The sequence below is a fragment of the Halopenitus salinus genome, assembly GCF_055397165.1.
Map to the genome: position 1 here is coordinate 554,895 of NZ_AP043853.1, position 20,260 is coordinate 575,154.

20 protein-coding genes and 1 pseudogene are annotated in these 20,260 nt (G+C 67.8%); 9 read left to right on the forward strand and 12 right to left on the reverse strand.

Annotated features, from left to right (window positions below):
* Positions 1-54 precede the first annotated feature (54 nt).
* Positions 55-276, forward strand: a pseudogene (locus tag ACZ5YD_RS04545) (DUF7539 family protein); the annotation flags it as partial.
* A 155-nt stretch (positions 277-431) separates the two neighbouring features.
* On the opposite strand, the gene ACZ5YD_RS04550 reads toward ACZ5YD_RS04545, so the two are convergent.
* Positions 432-1,364, reverse strand: a complete 933-nt coding sequence (locus tag ACZ5YD_RS04550; protein ID WP_379745143.1) for a hypothetical protein — start codon at positions 1,362-1,364, stop codon at positions 432-434.
* A gap of 91 nt (positions 1,365-1,455) precedes the next feature.
* Here ACZ5YD_RS04550 and ACZ5YD_RS04555 point away from each other — a divergent pair, with 91 nt between their 5' ends.
* Complete coding sequence (locus tag ACZ5YD_RS04555; RefSeq protein ID WP_379745140.1) at positions 1,456-1,713, forward strand: hypothetical protein; 258 nt, start codon at positions 1,456-1,458, stop codon at positions 1,711-1,713.
* Between the two features lie 63 nt (positions 1,714-1,776).
* Here ACZ5YD_RS04555 and ACZ5YD_RS04560 read toward each other — a convergent pair whose 3' ends face one another.
* Positions 1,777-2,787, reverse strand: coding sequence for a DUF7544 domain-containing protein (locus ACZ5YD_RS04560; RefSeq protein WP_379745137.1), 1,011 nt, complete (start codon positions 2,785-2,787; stop codon positions 1,777-1,779).
* A 142-nt stretch (positions 2,788-2,929) separates the two neighbouring features.
* On the opposite strand from ACZ5YD_RS04560, the gene ACZ5YD_RS04565 reads away from it, so the two are divergent.
* Positions 2,930-3,523 carry an acyltransferase gene (locus ACZ5YD_RS04565; RefSeq protein ID WP_379745134.1) on the forward strand — a complete coding sequence of 198 codons (594 nt, stop codon included), beginning with the start codon at positions 2,930-2,932 and terminating at the stop codon, positions 3,521-3,523.
* A gap of 74 nt (positions 3,524-3,597) precedes the next feature.
* Here the strand turns inward: ACZ5YD_RS04565 and ACZ5YD_RS04570 are convergent, their stop codons facing one another.
* From ACZ5YD_RS04570 to ACZ5YD_RS04595, 6 genes are all read right to left on the reverse strand, one after another.
* A complete protein-coding gene (locus ACZ5YD_RS04570; RefSeq protein ID WP_464384462.1) occupies positions 3,598-3,861 on the reverse strand; it encodes a DUF8106 domain-containing protein in 264 nt (87 codons plus the stop codon).
* 65 nt (positions 3,862-3,926) lie between these two features.
* Positions 3,927-4,814 carry a mechanosensitive ion channel domain-containing protein gene (locus tag ACZ5YD_RS04575; protein ID WP_379745129.1) on the reverse strand — a complete coding sequence of 296 codons (888 nt, stop codon included), beginning with the start codon at positions 4,812-4,814 and terminating at the stop codon, positions 3,927-3,929.
* The gene (dacZ, locus tag ACZ5YD_RS04580) at positions 4,814-5,623 is read right to left on the reverse strand and encodes a diadenylate cyclase DacZ (protein ID WP_379745126.1); all 810 of its coding nucleotides are present in this window, start codon (positions 5,621-5,623) and stop codon (positions 4,814-4,816) included. Before dacZ ends, ACZ5YD_RS04575 begins: the two co-directional genes overlap by 1 nt.
* Before the next feature lie 136 nt (positions 5,624-5,759).
* On the reverse strand, positions 5,760-6,947 hold the full coding sequence (locus ACZ5YD_RS04585; RefSeq protein ID WP_379745123.1) for a redox-regulated ATPase YchF: 1,188 nt from the start codon (positions 6,945-6,947) through the stop codon (positions 5,760-5,762).
* A gap of 116 nt (positions 6,948-7,063) precedes the next feature.
* Positions 7,064-7,270 (reverse strand): DUF5800 family protein, encoded by a 207-nt coding sequence (locus ACZ5YD_RS04590; protein ID WP_379745120.1) that lies wholly within the window; start codon positions 7,268-7,270, stop codon positions 7,064-7,066.
* 49 nt (positions 7,271-7,319) lie between these two features.
* Entirely contained in the window at positions 7,320-9,119 is a 1,800-nt protein-coding gene (locus ACZ5YD_RS04595) for a histidine kinase N-terminal 7TM domain-containing protein (protein ID WP_379745117.1), read from the reverse strand.
* 140 nt (positions 9,120-9,259) lie between these two features.
* Between ACZ5YD_RS04595 and ACZ5YD_RS04600 the strand changes: the two genes are divergently transcribed.
* Positions 9,260-10,555 carry an amidohydrolase gene (locus ACZ5YD_RS04600; protein ID WP_379745114.1) on the forward strand — a complete coding sequence of 432 codons (1,296 nt, stop codon included), beginning with the start codon at positions 9,260-9,262 and terminating at the stop codon, positions 10,553-10,555.
* 47 nt (positions 10,556-10,602) lie between these two features.
* Here ACZ5YD_RS04600 and ACZ5YD_RS04605 read toward each other — a convergent pair whose 3' ends face one another.
* Positions 10,603-11,973, reverse strand: coding sequence for a geranylgeranyl reductase family protein (locus tag ACZ5YD_RS04605; protein ID WP_379745111.1), 1,371 nt, complete (start codon positions 11,971-11,973; stop codon positions 10,603-10,605).
* Between the two features lie 242 nt (positions 11,974-12,215).
* Here ACZ5YD_RS04605 and ACZ5YD_RS04610 point away from each other — a divergent pair, with 242 nt between their 5' ends.
* From ACZ5YD_RS04610 to ACZ5YD_RS04620, 3 genes are all read left to right on the forward strand, one after another.
* Positions 12,216-14,075, forward strand: a complete 1,860-nt coding sequence (locus ACZ5YD_RS04610) for an SLC13 family permease (RefSeq protein WP_379745108.1) — start codon at positions 12,216-12,218, stop codon at positions 14,073-14,075.
* 130 nt (positions 14,076-14,205) lie between these two features.
* Positions 14,206-15,333 (forward strand): pyridoxal phosphate-dependent aminotransferase, encoded by a 1,128-nt coding sequence (locus ACZ5YD_RS04615; protein WP_379745105.1) that lies wholly within the window; start codon positions 14,206-14,208, stop codon positions 15,331-15,333.
* A gap of 142 nt (positions 15,334-15,475) precedes the next feature.
* A complete protein-coding gene (locus ACZ5YD_RS04620) occupies positions 15,476-16,438 on the forward strand; it encodes a mechanosensitive ion channel family protein (protein WP_379745102.1) in 963 nt (320 codons plus the stop codon).
* Positions 16,439-16,472: 34 nt separating this feature from the next.
* Here the strand turns inward: ACZ5YD_RS04620 and cdd are convergent, their stop codons facing one another.
* Positions 16,473-16,886, reverse strand: coding sequence for a cytidine deaminase (cdd, locus tag ACZ5YD_RS04625; RefSeq protein ID WP_379745099.1), 414 nt, complete (start codon positions 16,884-16,886; stop codon positions 16,473-16,475).
* Between the two features lie 72 nt (positions 16,887-16,958).
* Complete coding sequence (locus ACZ5YD_RS04630) at positions 16,959-17,435, reverse strand: MaoC family dehydratase (RefSeq protein ID WP_379745096.1); 477 nt, start codon at positions 17,433-17,435, stop codon at positions 16,959-16,961.
* 96 nt (positions 17,436-17,531) lie between these two features.
* Here ACZ5YD_RS04630 and ACZ5YD_RS04635 point away from each other — a divergent pair, with 96 nt between their 5' ends.
* Positions 17,532-18,443: an HpcH/HpaI aldolase/citrate lyase family protein gene (locus tag ACZ5YD_RS04635; RefSeq protein WP_379745092.1), complete on the forward strand. Its 912-nt coding sequence runs from the start codon at positions 17,532-17,534 to the stop codon at positions 18,441-18,443.
* 123 nt (positions 18,444-18,566) lie between these two features.
* Positions 18,567-19,820: a Glu/Leu/Phe/Val family dehydrogenase gene (locus ACZ5YD_RS04640; protein ID WP_379745089.1), complete on the forward strand. Its 1,254-nt coding sequence runs from the start codon at positions 18,567-18,569 to the stop codon at positions 19,818-19,820.
* Positions 19,821-19,845: 25 nt separating this feature from the next.
* Here the strand turns inward: ACZ5YD_RS04640 and ACZ5YD_RS04645 are convergent, their stop codons facing one another.
* On the reverse strand, positions 19,846-20,235 hold the full coding sequence (locus ACZ5YD_RS04645) for a thioredoxin family protein (RefSeq protein ID WP_379745086.1): 390 nt from the start codon (positions 20,233-20,235) through the stop codon (positions 19,846-19,848).
* Between the last annotated feature and the right edge of the window lie 25 nt (positions 20,236-20,260).

Consider the following 20,260-nt stretch of genomic DNA (forward strand, 5'->3'; position numbering starts at 1 on the left):
GCCGATCAGGACATCGGGGCAGGTGCCGATCGAGATATCATGGCGAGTACGCGGGACGAATACGGCATTCACGGTGCCGGAACGTCAGCCTCGGACACCTCACTCGGCGTCGTCTGCGTCTATCACCCGCAGATCACCAGTGACTCGGTCCTCCGGGACCCGGACGACCTCGGTGACGAGACCGAGGAACGACTGAACGCGGCGCGCTGGCAGTACGGCGATCGTGTCACAGCACTCGTCGAGCCCGAGCTGGAGGAGTTCCTCCGGGGGACCCAACAGCAGTGGGCGGTCGGGAGGCTGCTGGCGACCGACTCGTCGGTTCACACGGCCGTTCCAACGACCGATTCATCCGCAAAGTTGCGAAAACGACACCGTACGACGTGTTCTACGACGTTCCGGATCGACGACGCCGACCGCCGTCGACCGCGCCCTCACCAACTCCGCATTCCGGCCTCGAGGAGGTAGACGATGGCCACGTTGGCGACGAGGAGGCTGACGTAGGCGATCGCCGGCGCGATCGGCGAGTCGGTCCGGTCGTAAGCGTAGGCGGCGACGCCGAAGGTCGCGAGGTGGGCGATCGCGTACAGTCCCTCGGTGATCGACCCGATCGCGGCGATCGCGGAGAGCACGGCGAGAAGCGAGAACGCGGCGAGCGGCACGAACGCGAGGAACCGACGCCGGTCCCGTCCCGCGAACCGGTCGGTTCCGTACACGGCGAGCGCGCCGAGGAGCGCGAAACAGCCGATCACGACGACGCGTTCGGGCTCCGGAATGGCGGTCACGCTCCCCGTCGAACTGGTGAACACGACGCTCGCGACGACGGTGGTCGCCACGATCGCCTCGTCGGTGGCCATGACTCGTTCGAAGCTCCCCTGGAGGAGCATCTGGGAGACGACGACGAGGATCGGGACGCTCGTAAGGATCCCGACGGCGGCCACGAGTGCGATCGGGAGCGGCGAGGCGTCCGCGGCGTACGACGCCATCACCAGGCCGTTGTACGGGACTCCCGTCAGGCTTCCGGCCAACTTCGTCACGCCGGCGAGCCCGAGGGGGACGGCCGCGGCGAACGCGACCGTCGGGAGGTCCGATCGCGTCGGCACCGATCGCCGGACTGCGATCCCGCGAGCTGAAACGTAGACGTACCCGAAGACGACGACGCTGGAGACGAGAAGCAGCCCGCGAAGGAGGCCGCTCACGAGGATTCCGTCCCCCGCCGGCGGCGGCGCGAGGAGAACCGCCATGACCTCCGCGACCGTTCGCTGGAGGACGAACAATCCCGTCAGCATGACGGCCACGATCCCGAACTCCGCGGCGACCGGATGCGTCGACCCGGGACTCGCGGCGGCACGTTCACGAAGAGCCATACCGGGGGGTTCGACCTCCAGGTACAAAACGTTCCGCGAGGTGATCCCCGAGCGTGGAAACCGTTTTCTTCCGGGGTGAACACGCTCCGATATGCCGATCGCCCTCCTCATCGACGCACAGGACGTTATCGACGCCGTGGTCCTCCTCGTCGCGCTCGTCGCCGGGTTCCTCGCGGCGGGCGTGATCGGGCTCCTCGTCGGACTCGGCGCCGGCTTCGCCTTCATCGAGATCACGGACGAACTCGCCCGCATCGACGAGACGCTCACACGGCTCGCGCAGGAGAACGAGCGGCTGCGCGGCCGGATCGACGAACTCGAGGCGGCGATAGACTCCGAGGGCGCGGAATAGTCGCGGCGACGGTGGCGGGAAAACGCCGCACTGACGGAGCGGCGTGGTCGTTTCCCCGATCGTTCACGACCGAATCGCGTCCCGTCGATCGGGAATGAGGTCCAGTGATTCGTCGACGTCGCCGAGCACGAGCAGCGCGTAGTACCGCATGTACGCGAGCACGGGGACCTGGGCCGTCGCCCAGACGACGATCATGACCAGCGCGTAGAGGGCGGCCGGCACCGCCAGGATCGCGACCCCGATCGTCGAGCCGATGGAGACCGTGAGGTGGACGACGGCGGCGAGGACGACGAGCGGAACGAGGAGGACCATTCCGACCACGCCGACGGCGAGGGCGGCGACGAGGCCGGCCACCACGTTCAACACCACGGCGAGGACGGCATAGACCACGTACTCCTTCCAGTCGGAGCGGATCGATCCCCAAAGCGTCCGCCACCCGGAAAGGACGCCGACGTCCCGTTGGATCATGATCGGAACCACGAACGAGGTCGTAAAGCCGTTCACTAACCCGAGGAGCAACGCGAACACGAACAGGAGGGCCATACCGACGAGGAGCCCAGCGACCGAGAGGACCGGGTCGATCACGCCGAGCGCGAACGGCGCAACGAGGAGCGCGAGCCAGCCCACCGCCACGGCGATCACGGGAAGTCCGATGAGGATCCGGAACCCGAAGAGTCGAAGCCCCTGCGTCCATCGGTCGCTCCAGTACTCCCTGATGGAGACGCGCTCCCGGCGCAGCGACTCGACGAACACGAACTCCATGATCGCGCCGACGATCGCGAACGTCACCCAGATCCCGACGAGGACGATGGCGGCGATTGCGAGTATCGCGAGGACGTTCTCCGAGAGCGCCGGCGGGAGCTCGCTCGGCATTCCGCCGCCGGTTCCGCCGGTTCCGCCGTTTCCCCCGGTTGTACCGGGGCTGTTGAACTGTGCGGTCGGGACGTTCATCCCGCTCCCGATGAAGAACGCCACGAGGGCGAGCTTGAGCCAGCGGCGGATCCGTATCGGGAACAGCAACGCGCGCGTCGCCTCGAAGGCGTCGTCGACGTCGTCTACGGCGTGGAGGGCCATATCGGATGGAGACGGACGACCGACATAGAACTTCTGGCGGGACGGTCGACCCTCCGACGAGGAGGAGCGTGGGCGGCGCCACGCCTCGATCGGGAATCGTCGAGCGGGAGTCTTTATGTTCACCGGCCGCCGATCGGCGGACGTGACGGACGACGACAGCGAAACCGACGAGCCGGAGGGGGAGGGGTCCGCGTCGGGACGCCGCCACGACCGGCTCGAGCGCGTCCCGGTCGACGGGCCGCGAAACTCGCTTTGGAACTGGCCGAGGCGGCGCTCGCCGCTCGCGGTCGTCCGAAACTACCTCGTCGTCCTGCTGTGTCGGATCTCGCCGAGCCTCCGGCTGAAGAACTGGCTGTTCCGCCGGATCGGGGTGACGGTCGGCCGCGGCGTCTCGTGGGGCCTCGAGTCCACGCCCGACGTGTTCTGGCCCGAGCGGATCACCGTCGAGGACGACGCGATCGTCGGATACGACGCGACGATCCTCTGCCACGAGTTTCTCCAGGGAGAGTACCGCCTCGGCGACGTCGTGATCGAGCGACGCGCGATGATCGGCGCCGGGGCGATCGTCCTGCCGGGAGTGACGATCGGCGAGGGGGCGCAAGTCGCCGCGAACTCGCTCGTCGTCGAGGACGTGCCTCCGGGGGCGACCGTCGCGGGCGTTCCGGCCACGGTCGTCTCGCGGTCGGGGGGCGATGGTGAAGTCGGGTCGGAACGGGTCAGCGGAACGGAGGAGTGAACCGCGGAAGCGACGGGATCGAAGACGGAGTGACCGAACACCGGGAGCGAAACACCGGGACGACCACGTGCGAGTCAGTTCTCGACCGCGAAGCCGAGCGATCCGCAACTTCCCGCGGCCAACTCCTCTCGATTCCGGCGGGAATCGATCACCGTGTCACAATTGGGGCACGCGTAGGTGAGAGAATCAGCGCGTACGCGGATGATCCAGTCCCCGTTGATGCGACTTTCGTGACCGCACTCGGGACAGTGGAGCGTCGCCTTGTCGGGAGGCTGGCGCTCGGCAGTGGATGTGGAGGGCGTCATTCCCATACCTTCGCCCCAGACGGGCATAACCATGTCGTACTCCGTCCGAACCTCGATCCGTCGCCGACGCGGGTCTGATCGCTTTCGAACTCGGACGCTCACTCGCGGATCCGGACGATCCCCTCACGGAAGACGAGGTGGTTGGGGAGAACGTGTTCCTCCCCGTCGGTGTCGATGTGGGTCACGAACAGGTCGATCTCCTGGACGATGCCGCGACGTCCCGCGACCTTCACCTCGTCGCCGATCCCGTACGGCTGTGACAAAAGCAGGAAGACGCCCGCGGCGGCCGCCGCGAGCAGGTCCTTCGTCGCGATCGCCGTGAGGACGACGAGCGCGAACGCGTAGGCGGCGAGAAGCACGATCAACGCGAGCGTCGCGACGCCGATCTGCGAGAGCGCGATCAGGACCGCGACGTAGACGACGCTGTACTTCGCGAGCGTCGGGATGATCCCGGTCTCCGGGAGCTTTACCCCCTTCAGTCGCTCCGCGACGTACAACTCGAGTTTGTCGCCGACGACGACGCCGACGACGAGGACGACGAGCGCGACGAAGACCCGGGGGACGAACGTCGCGATGTCGATCCAGAACAGCTCCGCGTACTGGATCTCGGCGACCGAGAGCGCGACCAGGATCGAGAGGCCGACGATGAAGTAGTTCGAGAGCTTCGCGATGATCGAGACCGTGGAGAGGCCGAACTCGCGGCTGGTCCTCTCGAAGGCGGTTCCCTCGATCGCCTCGGGCACGCCGGCCCGCTCGAGGAGCCGGCGGTTGACGATCTGGACCAGATACCCCGCGACGAGACCGAGGACGACGATGAACAGCGCGAGCCATATCCGGGGCGGAACGAGCCGAAACGCCTCCTCGACCGTTCCCTGTACGAGCGCCGGCACGCGCGCCGCTTCGCCCGCGGCCGAGCCGGTCTCCGCGGCCGAAAAGCCCGTTCTTGCGGCCGGGAAACCGTACCCGCCGAGTCCCACCCGGATCATCAGTACGCCTCCGGATCTATCTCGAGGATCAAGGTTCCGCCCTTGAACGCCCGAACCAGGCCGTCGGACTCGGAGAGCACGATCGCGGTCGCGTTCGTGTCACGCGTGATCGCGCCGGCGGCCATGTGGCGCGCGCCGAGGCCCTTCGGGATGTCGACGCCCTCGGCGGCCGGCTCGAGGTAGCGGTACGCGGAGACGATCTTCCCCGAATCGGAGATGACGAAGGCGCCGTCGAGCCGGGAGAACTCCTTCAACATCACGTTCACGATCGGGTCGCCGACGTGGACGTGGCTCTTCTCGAAGGGGTTGTAGCTGAGCGGCCGGGACTTGTTCATCACCTTGCCGGCGTCGCCGACGACGAAGAGCGCGCCGACCGGCTTGCCCTTTTGGCCCTTCTTGCCGAGCTCGATGGCCACCTCGAAGACGTCTCGGATGACCCCGGGTTCCGCCCGCGAGTCGACGAAGAGGTCGTAGATCCCCGTTCCCATGTCCTCGGTCGCACGCACCCGAACGACGGAGTCCGGATCGTCGTCGAAGATCGCGACCGAGCAGGCGATCGTGTCGCCCTCCTCGATGATCCCCTGGTCCATCGCGCCCTCGATGCCGAACCGGATCCGATCGCGGACGTTGTCGAACTCGAGCGGCAGCTCCACGAACCGGTCGGCCTCGACGACGTCGTCCGTCGCGACGACCACGACGTCGACGTCGGCCTCGGTGAACCGATCGTGGAACGAACCGCTCGGGGAGAACAGGAAGACGTCGTCGACGTCGTCGACCACGTCGTCGAGGAGGTCGGTGAGGGTCGTCATCGTTACTTAAATCGTCCGAGGCCGTATATAAAGCAGTTGTGCCGTCGTCACGCGTGCGTCCGACGAAGGAGCCGTCAGGAGGGTGAGAGCCGAGAGTGAGAGCCGAGACGAGAACCGATCGTCGCCGACGCGACGGCTACTGTCCCGCCGTCGAGACGATCTTCACCACGTCCCCCTCGGAGAGCTCGTGGTCCTCGCCGATCCGCCTGTTCGAGCGCGCGTCGATCGCGTGGAGGTATCCCTCCCCGATGTCGGTGTGGACCGCGTACGCGAGGTCCCGCGGGGTCGACCCGCGCGAAAGCAGGACGGCGTCCGGGAGGACGTTCCCCCGCGCGTCCGTCCACTTCGAGGCGTCCTGGACGGGATAGGCGGTAAAGCGATCGAGCCGGTCGTAGACGGCCGCATCGAGCGCCGTCTGGACGCCCGTACCGTCGAACTTCGCCATCACCTCACGGACGGTCTCGAGCCCCTCGCGCTGTGCGTCCGTGAGGTCCGCGCGGATCTCGAAGTCGTCGTCGCCGGGGTCGTAGTCGATCGCGCCTGACTCCTCGGCTCGTCGAAGCGCCAGCTCGCCATCGGCGGTGGCGAAGACGACGGAGCCGTCGGTCTCCGTTCGGAGCCGCTCGAGGTTCTCGGGCGGGGCCACGTCGGCCTTGTTCGCGACCACGACGATCGGCTTGGTCCGCCGACGGAGACGACGGGCGAGCCGCTCGCGGTCCTCGTCCTCCCAGGCGATCGGGTCCTCGGGGTACTCCACGTTTCGGAGGACGGCGGCGACGTCCGCCTCCGAGGCGCCAAACCCCGTGAGGAGCTCCGTGATCGCCTCGTCGACGTCGAACTCCGGCGATCGCGACTTCCGCTCTACGGCTTCCCAGTTTCGATCGACGATCCCGGCGAGCCACAGGTCCATCTCACGCTCGATGAACGTCACGTCCTCGAGGGGGTCGCGCGTCCCGACCGGGACCGGCTCGCCCTCGGCGTTCGTCCCGCCGGAGGCGTCGACGACGTTGAGGATGACGTCCGCGTTCGTCAACTCGTCGAGGAACTGGTTCCCGAGCCCGCGACCCTCGTGGGCGCCCGGGACGAGCCCCGCGACGTCGAGGAGTTCGATCGGAACGTAGCGCTTGCCGTCCCGGCAGTTCTCGTTGCCACACCGCGTTTCGCGGTCGAGGCAGGGACACCGCGTTCTGACGTGTGTCACGCCGCGATTGGCGTCGATCGTCGTGAACGGGTAGTTGGCGACGTCCACGTCGGCCATCGTCGCGGCCGTATAGAACGTCGACTTGCCCGCGTTCGGCTTCCCCGCGAGCGCGACGGTGATCATGACGCGTGGTTTTTTCGCGGGGTCGAAAGCGCCTTTCGGTCCGACCCGATTCGATTTGATTCGATACGATTCGATACGATACGGAACTATTCGATACGATACCGGTTGATCCGAATCTACGCGCCGGCGAGCACGTCGCCGACGCGCTTCGGCTCGCCGCTCAGGTCCGGGTCGGACTCGACGATCTGGAGGATCTCGTGGTCGGTGACGTCCGGGTACCCCTTCTCGGTCGCCTCCTCTATCAGGTCGCGGTCGAGCCGGAACTCCGTGCCCTCGTAGACGACGTCGACGCCGTCGTCCTCGATGGAGAGGATCGTGGTCATGTCAGACCCGAGGCCGGGTGAACGTATAAGCGTGCGGCTCCGGCCTCGTTCACGTGTCCGATCGCGGTTCCGGATCGTCGCCCGAGCGAGGGACGTGAAGCGAAACGACGGTGGAAGCCTGCCGGTCCCGTGGAACGGCCGCCGCCGGGTACGGTCGAGAGTCGTCGTGTACATCCGTATCGATCGAGCCGCCCCGCTCGGTCTCGAAGGTCAACTCCGCGCCCACCGAGTCGGCCGCCCAGGTGACGAGCCAGAGGCCGACGCCGCTGCCGTGAGAAAGCGGCGTCTCCTCGTTGGTGTCGAGAACGGCCAGCTCGTGGTCCGGGATCCCCGGACCGTCGTCCGCCACCGACAGGGTCACGCCGCCCCCGTCCTCGAGAACGGTGGCCCACACGCGGGGGCGATCGGCGTCGTTGTGCATCGCGGCGTTCTCGATGAGACACCGAAGCGCCGTCTCCAGGCCCGGCCCGCCGGCGACCGACGCGGGATCGCCGCCCCGGACGTGGAACTCGGCGTCCGGATACTGCCGGGAGAGATCCGCCGTGATGCTCTCGACCATCTCGAGCGGCTCGTAGACGACCGTTCGCCCCCGTCGCTCGATGATCCGCTCGATCTCGCCGGCGTTCTCGCTGTGACCGAGCAGCTCCTCGCTGGCCTCGAGGATCGACTCGACGCGCTCGATCGATTCGGACTCGTCCAGGTCGTCCTCGAGCAGCTCCGCGTTCCCCCGGATCGTCGTGAGCTTGTTCCGGATGTTGTGGCGAAGCACCCGCGAGAGGACCTGTCGAAGCAGTTCGAGCTCCGACTCGCGGTCCTCCAGCTCGCGCTCGCGCCGCTTGATCGGCGTGATGTCGCGGAGGACGAACACCTGTGCCGTCCCGTTTCCCGGCTGTTGGACGGACGAGACGGAGACCGAAAAGTGCCGCTCGGAGCCGTCGATCCGGAAGGAGACCTCCGTGTCGCTCGATCGCACACCGGAGATCCGGTCGTCGATCGCCGGCGGAACCGTCTCGAAGAAGTCGTGAACGTCCATGCCGACGCGAGCATCCTCGGGCACGAACAGCGCGGCTGCGGTCTCGTTGTAGTCGACCACCCGGTCTTGTCCGTCGATCGTCACGACCGCGTCCTCCATCTCGCCCATCACGACCTCGCGTGCGACCGGGACGACGTCGAGGAAGTCGGTCCGATACAGCGCGTGGGCCAAAAAGAGGCCGCTTCCCACGAGTCCGATCGGGGTCGGATCGTACGGCGAGGAGACGAGTCCGGAGTGCATCGCGAGGTTGGCGAGGATCGGGGGAACCACGGCGAGGGTGAGGATCGCGGCCTGGCGGCGGCGTATGCCCCGCGACCGAAGCCACTCGCCGGCGAGAAGTGCGGTGCCGGAGAGGACGAGGAGGTAGTTGACTCCCGTCTGCGCCCAGAAGACGGGGCCATAGGAGGCGACGATCACCGATCGGCGAACGGCGGTGTCGGGAGCGAGAACCAGCCCGTGATAGGAGTTCGACCAGGTGACGAGTTGCCCGAGGCCCAGATAGGCCACGAACGGGACGAGCTTCCGGTTCGGGGGCCACCGTCCCGTCGTCACCTCGACCGCGAGCAGGAGCCAGCCGACCGCGATCAGCGAGGAGGCCAAGAGACGCACGTTCCAGGCGGCGACGACGAGCCCTCCGATCGAAGTGAGGTAGCTGACGCCGAGTCCGATCGGCCACAACGCGACCCCGAGGACGGCGAGCGCGAAGCCGCGACTTCCGGGCTTTTCCGCACGCCGCAACGGGACCGCGAGCAGGAAGAGGAGCAGCGACCCCATCACGAGGTAGCCGATCCCGACCGTTCCCGCCTCGAGTGCCATCGTCGGAACGACTCCCTCCTGCCGTCATAAAACCCCATCACGGGTCGGCGTGAAAAGCGGAAGCCCTCGGTTCCTCCGCTATCAGACGTGTCCATCCCTCCCGACTACATATTTATCCGCTCGCGGGTGCTTTCGGGGATATGCACGCGAGCGAGTTCGAGCGCTATCGCCAGCTTCGACGCGAGTTCCACCGATACCCGGAGCCCGCGTGGTGTGAGTTCCACACGACCGCCCGACTCGTGGAGGCGCTCGAGGAACGCGATCCGGACGCGATTTACGTCGGCCGCGAGGCGCTCGCGAGCGAGAAGCGGACCCGAGTTCCCGACGAGTCCGTCCTCGAGGAGTGGACCGAACGCGCACGCGAGGCGGGTGCGGACGAGTCCGTCCTCGAGCGGACCGCTGGAGGCCACACGGGCTGTATCGCGACCTTCGAGTTCGGCGACGGGCCGATCGTGGGGCTTCGGGTCGACATCGACGCCCTCCCGGTGCGCGAAAGCGACGATGCGGACCACCAACCCGCCGCCGATGGGTTCCGTTCGACGAACGAGGGGTACATGCACGCCTGCGGACACGACGGTCACATGACGATCGGGCTCGGCGCCATCGACGCGGTCATGGAGGGTGACTTCGACGGCACCCTCATCGCCTGCTTCCAGCCGAGCGAGGAGACGGTCGCGGGCGGCGAGCCCATGGCGGCCTCCGGTCGCCTCGACGACGTCGAGTACCTGTTCGCGCTCCACCTCGGGCTGGATCACCCATCCGGCGAGGTCGTCTGCGGGATCGACGAGTTCCTCGCGGTCAGACACCTACGCGCGGAGTTCCAAGGGGAGACGGCACACGCCGGCGCGAGTCCCCAGCAGGGCAGAAACGCCGTGCAGGCGATGGCCGCGGCCGTCGAGAACCTGTATGCGATCCCGAGGCACGCCGAGGGGAAGACCCGCGTCAACGCCGGGGTCGTCGGTGGCGGGACCGCGACGAACGTGATCCCCGAGGAGGCGTTCCTCGAGGGGGAGGTCCGCGGGAGCACGACCGAACTGGCCGACTACATGTACCGCAAGGCCGAACGCGTCGTCTCGAGCGCGGCCGAGATGCACGGCTGTGAGGCCTCGATGGAGACGACCGGGGGCGCCCCGAGCGCGGAAAGCGACCCGGAACTCGCCGAGGTCGTCGGCGAGGTGGCACGCGCCGTCGACGGCGTGACCGCGATACGCGACCGCGACGACCTCGGCGGGAGCGAGGACGCGACCTACCTCATGCGTCACGTACAGGAACGCGGCGGACTGGCCTGTTACGTCTGCGTCGGGACCGACCACCCCGGCGCTCACCACTCCGCGACGTTCGACCTCGTCGAGGACGACCTGCGGATCGCGATCGAGGTGCTCTCGGGCGCGATAGAGCGGGTCGGACGCGACGGCGTTCGCGACGTCTCAACCTGAGTCGAGAGATCCCCCGAAGGCGTATCGGATTCCGCGAGGTCGCCTGATCAGTACTTCGCGTCGGCGCCGGTCGTCTCGTAGATCCGGTCCATGATCTCGTCCCTGTCGTCCGTCCACTCGGCCATCGCGCTCGGGGAGTTCGGATAGCGGTCGTAGTGGTCGAGCAGTTCGTCGGCGAGCCGCTTCGTCTCGTAGAAGTTCCAGATCGTCCCCCAGTAGCCGAAGCTCCTGATCGCACACTTCAGCTTGAGCGCGAAGGACATCGAGGTCGAGCCCTCGTACAACGCCTCCGCGAGCTTCTCGCCGGGAAGCGCCGCGAGCAGGCCCATCAGGTCGTCGACGTCGACGGCGGTCGAGAGGACGTTGTAGACGTCGAGGCCGGCGTATCGTCCGCCGAAGTGGTCCATGACGCGCTCGTTGTACCGCCAGAGGGACTCCTCGCTGGCGTCGCCCTCGCTCACCGCCCGCACGGCCTGCTCGCCCGCGTACTTGCCGGCGTAGGCCGCGCCCGCGATCCCGCCGCCGGTGGTCGGGTTCACGTGGCCGGCGGCGTCGCCGACCGCCATGTATCCCGGCGCGACCGCGGAGTCGTAGGGGCGCCGCGTCGGGAGCGCCGCGCCGAGTTTGTCCGTCACGGTGGCGCCCTCGAACTCCGGACGCCGCCGCAGGTCGCGTTTGAGCGACTCGACGAGCTTCATCGGCTCCTCGTTCATCTGGAAGCCGAGTCCGGCGTTGATCTCCGTGTCCGTCCGCGGGAAGTACCAGAGGTAGCCCGCGGCCCGTTCGGTCGGCTTGAACACGAGCGCGTCGTCCCACTCGACCGGCTCCGGGACCTCGACGATCTCGCGGTAGGCCGAACAGAACTGCGAGTACCGCACGTTCGTATCGAAGGTGGTCCCGGAGAAGTCCGCCTTGTCCTGGAGGACCGAAAGCGACCCCGCGCCGTCGATCACCACGTCGGCCTCGAAGTCGATCGCCTCGCCTCGGCGCTTCCCGCGGATCCCGGTCACTCGCCCGTCGTCGTCCTGGCGAACGTCGCCGACGACCGTCTCGTAGTGGAACTCGACGCCGGCGTCCGCGGCAGCGTCGATGATCCGGCGACCGTACTCCCAGCGGTCGATGACGGCGAGCTCGCCGGGAACCGGGATCTCGAGGACGGTGTCCTCCTGTGGGATCTCGAAGCGGCCGTGGTCGACGCCGGTGTTCGTAAAGGCCGGCTCGATCCGGGTTTTGGGGATCGCCTCCGGGAACGCGTCGGCGCCCTTCAACGCGTCGCCGCAGGCGATGTGGCCGGCCTCGGTCTCGTCCTTCCGCTCGACAATGGCGACGTCGAGGCCCTCCTTCGCGATCGTCGTCGCCGCATAGCACCCGGCGGTGCCGGCCCCCACGACGACGACGTCGTACTCGTGGCTGGTCATATACTACCCGTCGCCGGCGCGCCGGCAAAACTCTTTATCCCGATTCCGTCGGCTCGTCGGCATCAGATCCGGGATTCGTCCCGGTTCGTTTCCGGCTCCATCCCGTCGTTGCACTCCCACGGCCCTCCGTTGGCGATCGTCCTCCGCCGACTATCGCCCTTCCGTCGTTCAACCCCATCGGTCCCGCCTCGCCCGGAGCCTTCAGCAAGGTTTTATCGGGCCCCGCCGCGGAGCCATCCACGATGTGGACCTCGGTTCTCGGACAGACGGGCGCGTCGATCCCGCCCGTGACGCCCGGGATCCTCCTCGTGTTCGCCATCGTCGCCGTCGCGCTCGTGTTGTTCGTCGCCGAGCCGCTGCCGATCGACATCGTCGCGGTGGGGGTCCTCGTCGCGCTCGTCGTCCTCGAGCCGTGGACGCGCGTCGATCCGACCACCGGCGTGAGCGGGTTCTCGAGTCCGGCCACGATCACCGTCCTCGCGATGTTCGTCCTCAGCGAGGGGATCCGACGCTCGGGGCTCATCAACATCGTCGGCGCCGCGGTCGCGGAGCGGTTCGGCGACAGCCACCTCAAACAGCTGCTCGCCGTGTTGGGGATCTCCGGAGGGACGGCGGGACTCATCAACAACACGCCGGTCGTCGCGATCATGATCCCGATGGTCAACACGATCTCGAAGAAGACCGGGATCTCCCCCTCCAAGCTGCTGATGCCGGTCTCGTTCGTGGCGATGCTCGGCGGCACGCTCACGCTGATCGGAACTTCGACGAACATCCTCGCCTCCGACGTCTCCGCGAGGCTCATCGGCCACCCGTTCTCGATGTTCGAGTTCACCCAGCTCGGCGTGCTCGTCCTCGTGACCGGAACCGTCTACATCGCGACGATCGGACGGTACCTCCTCCCCGAACGGATCACCGTCGACGAGGAGCTGATCGAGGAGTTCGAGATGGCGGAGTACCTCACGGAGGTGGTCGTGCGGGAGGACTCCCCGCTCGTCGGTCGGACCGTCAACCAGGTCCTCCAGGACACGGACCTCGACGTCGACGTGGTTCAGCTGGTCCGGGGCGACCAGGTGTTCTCCGAGCCGCTGGCGCGAAAGGAGGTGCGACCCGACGACGTCTTCGTCATCCGGACGGACCGCTCGAGCCTGCTCGAGCTGCTCGACGCGGAGGGCCTCGATCTGGCCCCGGACGCGGAGGTCACGGAGGAGACCCTCGACGTTGAGGACGCGGCGATGGAGCCGGAGGACGACCAGAGCCTCGTCGAGGTCGTCCTCTCGCCGGAGGCGTCCATCGTGGGCGAGACGCTCGAGACGACGAACTTCCGGAACAGATACGACGCGACCGTCCTCGCGATCCGCCGCGGCGGGCAGGTCATCCACGCCCGCATGGACGAACGCCGGCTCCGCGGCGGCGACACCCTCCTCATCCAGGCGTCCGACGACACGATCCGGCGGTTCGGGAACGACCGAAACTTCGTGTTGGCCCGCGAGCTGACGCGGCCGGACTTCAGACGAAGCCGGATCCCGGTCGCCGTGGGGATCGTTCTCGGGGTGGTCGCGCTCGCGGCGCTGGAGGTGATGCCCATCCTCATCAGCGCGCTCGCGGGCATGGTCGCGATGGTCGCGACCGGCTGCGTCAAGCCGACCGAGGTGTACGAGTCGGTCGACTGGAGCGTCGTGTTCCTGCTGGCCGGGCTCATCCCGCTCGGCGTCGCGATGGAGCGAACGGGCGGCGCGGAGTGGCTCGCGAGCGTGGTCGTCGTCGGGACCGCCGGCCTGGCGCCGATCGTGGTGTTGGGCGTCTTCTATCTGTTCACCTCGCTCATCACGAACGTGGTGAGCAACAACGCGAGCGTCGTGTTGATGATCCCCGTCGCCGTCGACACGGCCGAGGCGATCGGCGCCGAGCCGTTCTCGTTCGTCCTCGCCGTCACCTTCGCGGCCTCGACGGCGCTCATGACGCCGATCGGCTACCAGACGAACCTGATGGTCTACGGGCCGGGGGGCTACCGGTTCGGCGACTTCATCCGGGTCGGCGCCCCGCTGCAGGCGATCCTCACCGTCGTGACGACGCTCGGGATCGTCCACTGGTGGGGCGTTTGAGTCGCTCGTTCCCGGACGTCTGAGTCGCCCGCCTCCCGGCGTTCGAACCGTCCACTTCCGGACGTTAGGGAGTTGCCGTCACGCGGGGCGTGTGACAAGAATTATTCGGGGGCGGATCCCTCCGTTAGGTATGTCCACACCGACCTTCTCGGACCGGATCGAGCGGATACCGGCCAGCGGCATCCGCGAGGTGTTCGACGCGGCCGGCGAGGACGCGATCAACCTCGGGCTGGGCCAGCCGGACTTTCCCGCCCCCGACCACGCCCGGGAGGCGGCCGTCGAGGCGATCCGTGCCGGAAAGGCGGACGGATACACGCCGAACCGGGGGATCTCGCCCCTGCGGGAGGCGATCGTCGACAAACACGAACGCGACCAGGGTGTCTCCATCGATCCGGACGACGTGATCGCGACCGCGGGCGGCAGCGAGGCGCTCCACCTCGCGCTCGAGGCGCACGTCGGCGCCGGCGACGAGGTGCTCGTCCCCGATCCGGGATTCGTCTCCTACGCCGCGCTCACCACGCTCACGGGCGCGGAGCCGGTTTCGGTCCCCCTTCGCGAGGACCTGACCATCGATCCCGCCGCCATCGAGGAGGCCATCACCGAGGACACGCGCGCGTTCATCGTCAACTCGCCGGCGAACCCGACCGGCGCCGTCTCCGACCCGGAGGACGTCGCGGAGTTCGCCCGGATCGCCCGCGAACACGACGTCCTCTGCATCTCCGATGAGGTCTACGAGTACACCGTCTTCGAGGGGGAACACCGCTCGCCGATGGAGTTCGACGCCGGCGGAAACGTCGTCGTCGTCCACTCCGTCTCGAAGCTCTATTCGATGACCGGCTGGCGGCTCGGGTGGGTCACGGCCGGCTCCGAGCGGATCGACCGCATGCTGCGCGTCCACCAGTACGTTCAGGCGTGCGCGTCCGCGCCGGCGCAGTTCGCCGCCGAGGCGGCGCTCACCGGCGACCAGTCGGTCGTCGAGGAGATGACCGACTCGTTCGAGCGTCGCCGCGATCTCGTCCTCGACGGCTTCGCGGAGATCGGCCTCGAATGTGCGCGCCCCAGCGGCGCCTTCTACGCGATGCCGGAGGTCCCCGAGGGCTTCATCGACGAGTGCCTCGACCGCGGCGTCGTGATCGTTCCCGGTGAGGCGTTCGGCGAACACGGCGAGGGCTACGCCAGGATCTCGTATGCGACCGACGAGTCGGAGCTGGAGGAGGCGATCGAGCGGATGAGCGAGGCTTACGACGCCGTCGTCTGAGCGGGACGATCACGCTCGGCTCAGACGATCTCGAAGACGCCCCGACTCCCCGGCGGCGAAGAGTGAAGTGGGGAGACACACGAACGACCACGACATGAGTGTCGGCACAACCGTTTAGTCGGGTGGGCGGGATATCCGCACAGTGAACCGAACGAGGGTCACGGCGATCGCCGCGCTCGCGGCCGGGATCGCCTGCGGGATCGCGGCCGGAGCGATCGCCGCGTTCGACCCGATCGAGTCGTTCCCGCCCGTCCTCGGTTGGCCGGTCGGGACGCTCGTCGCCCGTGGAATGCTCGCGATCGGGGTGGCGCTCGTCGCCTTCGGGCTCTACGCGCTCGTCCTCGCCGTGCTCTCACACAACGCGAGTAAGCGCCGGCGACACGACCTGCGGAACGTCCTCCGGCTCGCGTTCGGGTTCGCGGGCGCGCTTGCGGTGCTCGCGGTGCTCACCCGCCAGTGGCTCGGGCTGCTCGTCTCGCTCGGCGTGGTCGGCTTCGCGGTCACCTTCGCGCTTCAGCAGCCGCTCTCCTCGCTCGTCGCCTGGCTGTACATCCTGGTCCGGCGTCCCTACTCGGTCGGCGATCGAGTCCGGATCGGCGAGGCGAAGGGCGACGTCATCGCCGTCGACTTCCTCGCGACGACGATCTGGGAGATAAACGGCGAGCTCGTCTCCTCGAACCAGCCGTCCGGACGCGTGGTGACGGTGCCGAACGGGCTCGTTCTCTCCTCGGAGGTGGTGAACTTCGGCGGCGGCGGGTCGCCGTACGTCTGGAACGAGATCGCGGTGCAGGTGGCCTACGAGACCGATCTCGCGTTCGCGCGCGAACTCCTGCGCGAGGAGGCGGACGCCTATCTCGGCGACGAGATGGCCCGCCACGTCGCGGCCTACCGCGAGGCGCTCGCGGAGACGCCGGTCGAACTCGAGGTGACCGACCGCCCCACGGTGAACGTCGCCCAGCGCGAAAGCTGGGTGGAGCTGCGCCTTCGGTATCTCGCACATCCCCGCCGCGGCCAGCGGGTGAAGAACGAACTCTACGAGCGCGTGCTCGAGCGGTTCGGCGAGCACCCCGACCGGATCGCCTTCCCTGTCGGACGGAATCGCTGACCGGGAAGCAGGGATCGGCTCGCCGCGGGTCCGCCTACTCGCCTTCCTCGGCCGCGGAGAGCGTGTCGGCGGAGATGGCCGCCGGGAGCAGCTCGCCGAGCGTGTAGCTCGTCGACTTCCCGTCGCCCTCGTCGCAGACGATCTCCAGGTCCGGCTCGCAGAACTCGACGAGCGTCTGGCGACACATGCCACAGGGCGTCACCCCGTCCCGCGCGTCGGAGGCGACGGCGAGCCGGTCGAACGACTCGTGTCCCCCGGTGACGGCCTTGGCGATCGCGACCTCCTCGGCGTGGAGGCTGTTCGAGTAGTTGGCGTTCTCGAGGTTACAGCCCGTGTAGACGGTTCCGTCGGCGGCCCGGAGCGCGGCACCGACCGCATACTCCGAGTACGGTACGTGCGCGTGCTCGAGCGCGTCGCGAGCCCGTTCGATCAGCGGATCGACGTCCATGTCCGTTCGATCGACGACGGCCCGGATAAAGGGTGAGGACGCGATCGGTCCCGCTTTCCGTCGGACGCGAACTCACTCGTCGTCGTCCGGGCGCTTCTTCGAGAGGACCGTCCGATCGAACTCGCAGACGAGGCGGTCGTTTTCACGATCCCTGTCCCGGATCGCGAAGGCCTCGACGTGCATCGTGACGATCCCCCGATCGCCGTCGCTCGTCTCGCGTTTGTCCGTCACCGTCGAGCGGGCCCGGATGGTGTCGCCGTGGAAGACCGGGTTCGGGTGCTCGACGGCGTCGTACCCGAGGTTCGCGACGATGGTCCCGTCGGTGGTCTCGGGGATGGTGAGCGCGACAGCGAGCGAGAGCGTGTACAGGCCGTTGACGATCCGCTCGCCGAAGGTCGTCTCCGCGGCGAAGGCGGCGTCCAGATGCAGCGGCTGTGCGTTCATCGTCAGGTCACAGAATCGCTGGTTGTCAGCCTCGCTGACCGTTCGGCGTCTCGCGTGATCGATCGTCTCGCCGGGTTCGAACTCCCCGTAGTACCGTCCCGTCATGCGTGTTCCTCGTAGTACCGTCCCGTCATGCGTATCTACCCGCCATACGTGTCTACTCCGGCGATCACTTATTAATCCTCACGGCCAACGCCGGGCATGGTTCGACGGAGCGTGCTCTTTTCACCCGGCGACAGACCGGCGATGCTCCGGAAGGCGGCCGAGACCGACGCGGACGTGATCTGTTTCGATCTGGAGGACGCCGTCTCCCCGGGGCACAAGGCGGCCGCGCGTCGGGCGGTTCGGGAGGTCCTCGCGGATCCCGCCTTCGACCCCGACGCCGAGGTCTGCGTGCGGCTGACCGCGTCGGAACCGCTCGTCGATCTCGACGCCATCGTCGGGGCCGTCGGTGGCGAGCGGACGGGTGGCGAGCGGGCAAGTGGCGAGCGGACGAGTGGCGACGACGCGTCGGACATCCGGCTCGATTCCGTGATGCTCCCGAAGGTCGAGTCCGCGGGACGCGTCGACGAGATCGGGGCGGCGCTTGCCGATCGGGGTCTGGATCCGGCGGTCCTCGCGCTGGTCGAGACCGCCGCGGGCGTGGTGAACGCCGCGTCCATCGCCGCCGCCGACGCGACGAGCGCGCTCGTCTTCGGCGCCGAGGATCTGGCGGCGGACGTCGGCGCGATGCGGACCGCCGAGGGAACCGAGATGATCTACGCGCGCCAGCGCGTCGTGATCGCGGCCGCCGCCGCCGACGTCCAGGCGATCGACACGGTCCATCCCGACTTCGAGGACGAAGACGGACTCGCCGCGGCGGCCGAAACCGCGGCCGGCTTCGGGTACGACGGGAAGATCGCGATCCACCCCGCACAGGTGTCGATCATCAACGACGCGTTTACGCCCGACGCGGACCGGATCGCGTGGGCCGAACGCGTGCTCGCGGCCGGCGAGGACGCGGCGAACGAGGAGCGGGGCGCCTTCGAGGTCGACGGCGAGATGATCGACGCGCCCCTGCTCGAGCAGGCAGAACGGGTGATCGAACGTGCACGTGATTCCGGTATCCGGTGAGGAAAATGGGTTATTCGATCGGCAGGATCCCTGGAATTCATGACATATAAGGGGTATTGGTGGATATGTAGACGATCGATTTGAGACGGTACAGTTAACCACACGCATATACCTTTATCGCGTATGTCGAACGATGCCAATCCGTTCGAGAGCCTTCAAGAGCAGATCGGCGACGCAGCCGCACATCTCGACCTCGACGACGGCGTCGTAGAGCGGCTTCGGAACCCGGAACGGATCCTGGAGACCAACCTGACCGTCGAGCTCGACGACGGGAGCCTCGAGACGGTGCGCGCCTACAGATCGCAGTTCAACGGCGACCGCGGTCCCTACAAGGGCGGGATCCGGTATCACCCGAACGTCACCCGCGACGAGGTGAAGGCGCTTTCGGGATGGATGGTCTACAAGTGCGCCGTCGTCGACATCCCCTACGGCGGCGGGAAGGGCGGGATCAGCATCGACCCGGCGCAGTACTCCGAGGACGAACTCGAACGGATCACGCGCGCGTTCGCGACCGAGCTTCGCCCCATCATCGGCGAGGACCGTGACGTGCCCGCGCCCGACGTCAACACGGGCCAGCGGGAGATGAACTGGATCAAGGACACCTACGAGACCCTCGAGAACACGACCGCGCCCGGCGTCATCACGGGGAAGGCGATCGACTCCGGCGGATCCGAGGGACGCGTCGAGGCGACCGGCCGCTCGACGATGCTCGCCGCACGCGACCTGTTCGACTGGATCGGGAAGGGCATCGAGGGTGCGACGGTCGCGGTCCAGGGCTACGGGAACGCCGGCTGGATCACGGCCGACCTCCTCGAGGACCTCGGCGCCTCGGTCGTCGCCGTCTCCGACTCCTCGGGCGGCGTCCACGATCCGCGCGGACTGGACGCGGTGGCAGTCAAGGAACACAAGGACGAAACCGGAAGCGTCGTCGGCTACGGCGACGCGGACGAGATTACGAACGAGGAACTGCTCACCCTCGACGTCGACCTCCTCGTTCCGGCCGCCCTCGAGAACGCCATCGACGCGGAACTCGCGGAACAGGTCCAAGCGGACGTCATCGTCGAGGCCGCGAACGGGCCGCTCACTCCCGGTGCCGACGACGTGCTCGCCGACAGAGACGTCTGGGTCGTCCCGGACATCCTCGCGAACGCCGGCGGGGTCACCGTCTCCTACTTCGAGTGGGTCCAGAACCGCCAGCGGTTCCACTGGAGCGAGGAGAAGGTGAACGAGGAGCTCGAGCGCGTCATGACCGACGCCTTCGACGGGCTCATCAACGCCTACGAGGAACACGACCTGCCGAACCTGCGCACCGCGGCCTACGTCGTGGCCCTCCAGCGCGTCGTCGACGCCTACGAACAGGCCGGCAACTGGCCGTAGGACTCGGCTCCGTTTTCGGTTCCGCTCAGGCGGTCGCGTCGGCCTCGAGGTCGTCGAGCTGTCCGGCCAGGTGAACGGCGATCGGAACCGGCTCCTCCTCGACGAACCGCGCGACCTCCTCGCCGTCGAGCTCGACGACGACCGTCGGGATCAACTCGATCCCGTACTCCTCGACGCCGGGGCCGCGCTTCGAGCCGTCGTCGTTCTTCTCGACCGGGTGGTGTTCGATCCGGTCGTCGGGCACGTCGGCGGCCTCGAGGGCGGCAGCGAAGTCCGGCAGCTGGCTTCGACAGTCGCCACACCAGTCGCCGCCCCACACCTTGAAGACGTACTCGTCGTCGCCGAGCGTCTCGATCGCGTCCTCGTACCCGGCCGGACTCCACGCCGCGTTGGGCTGCATCGTTCGAAGCGTCATGGCGGCCTTTAGGAACGCCCCCGTT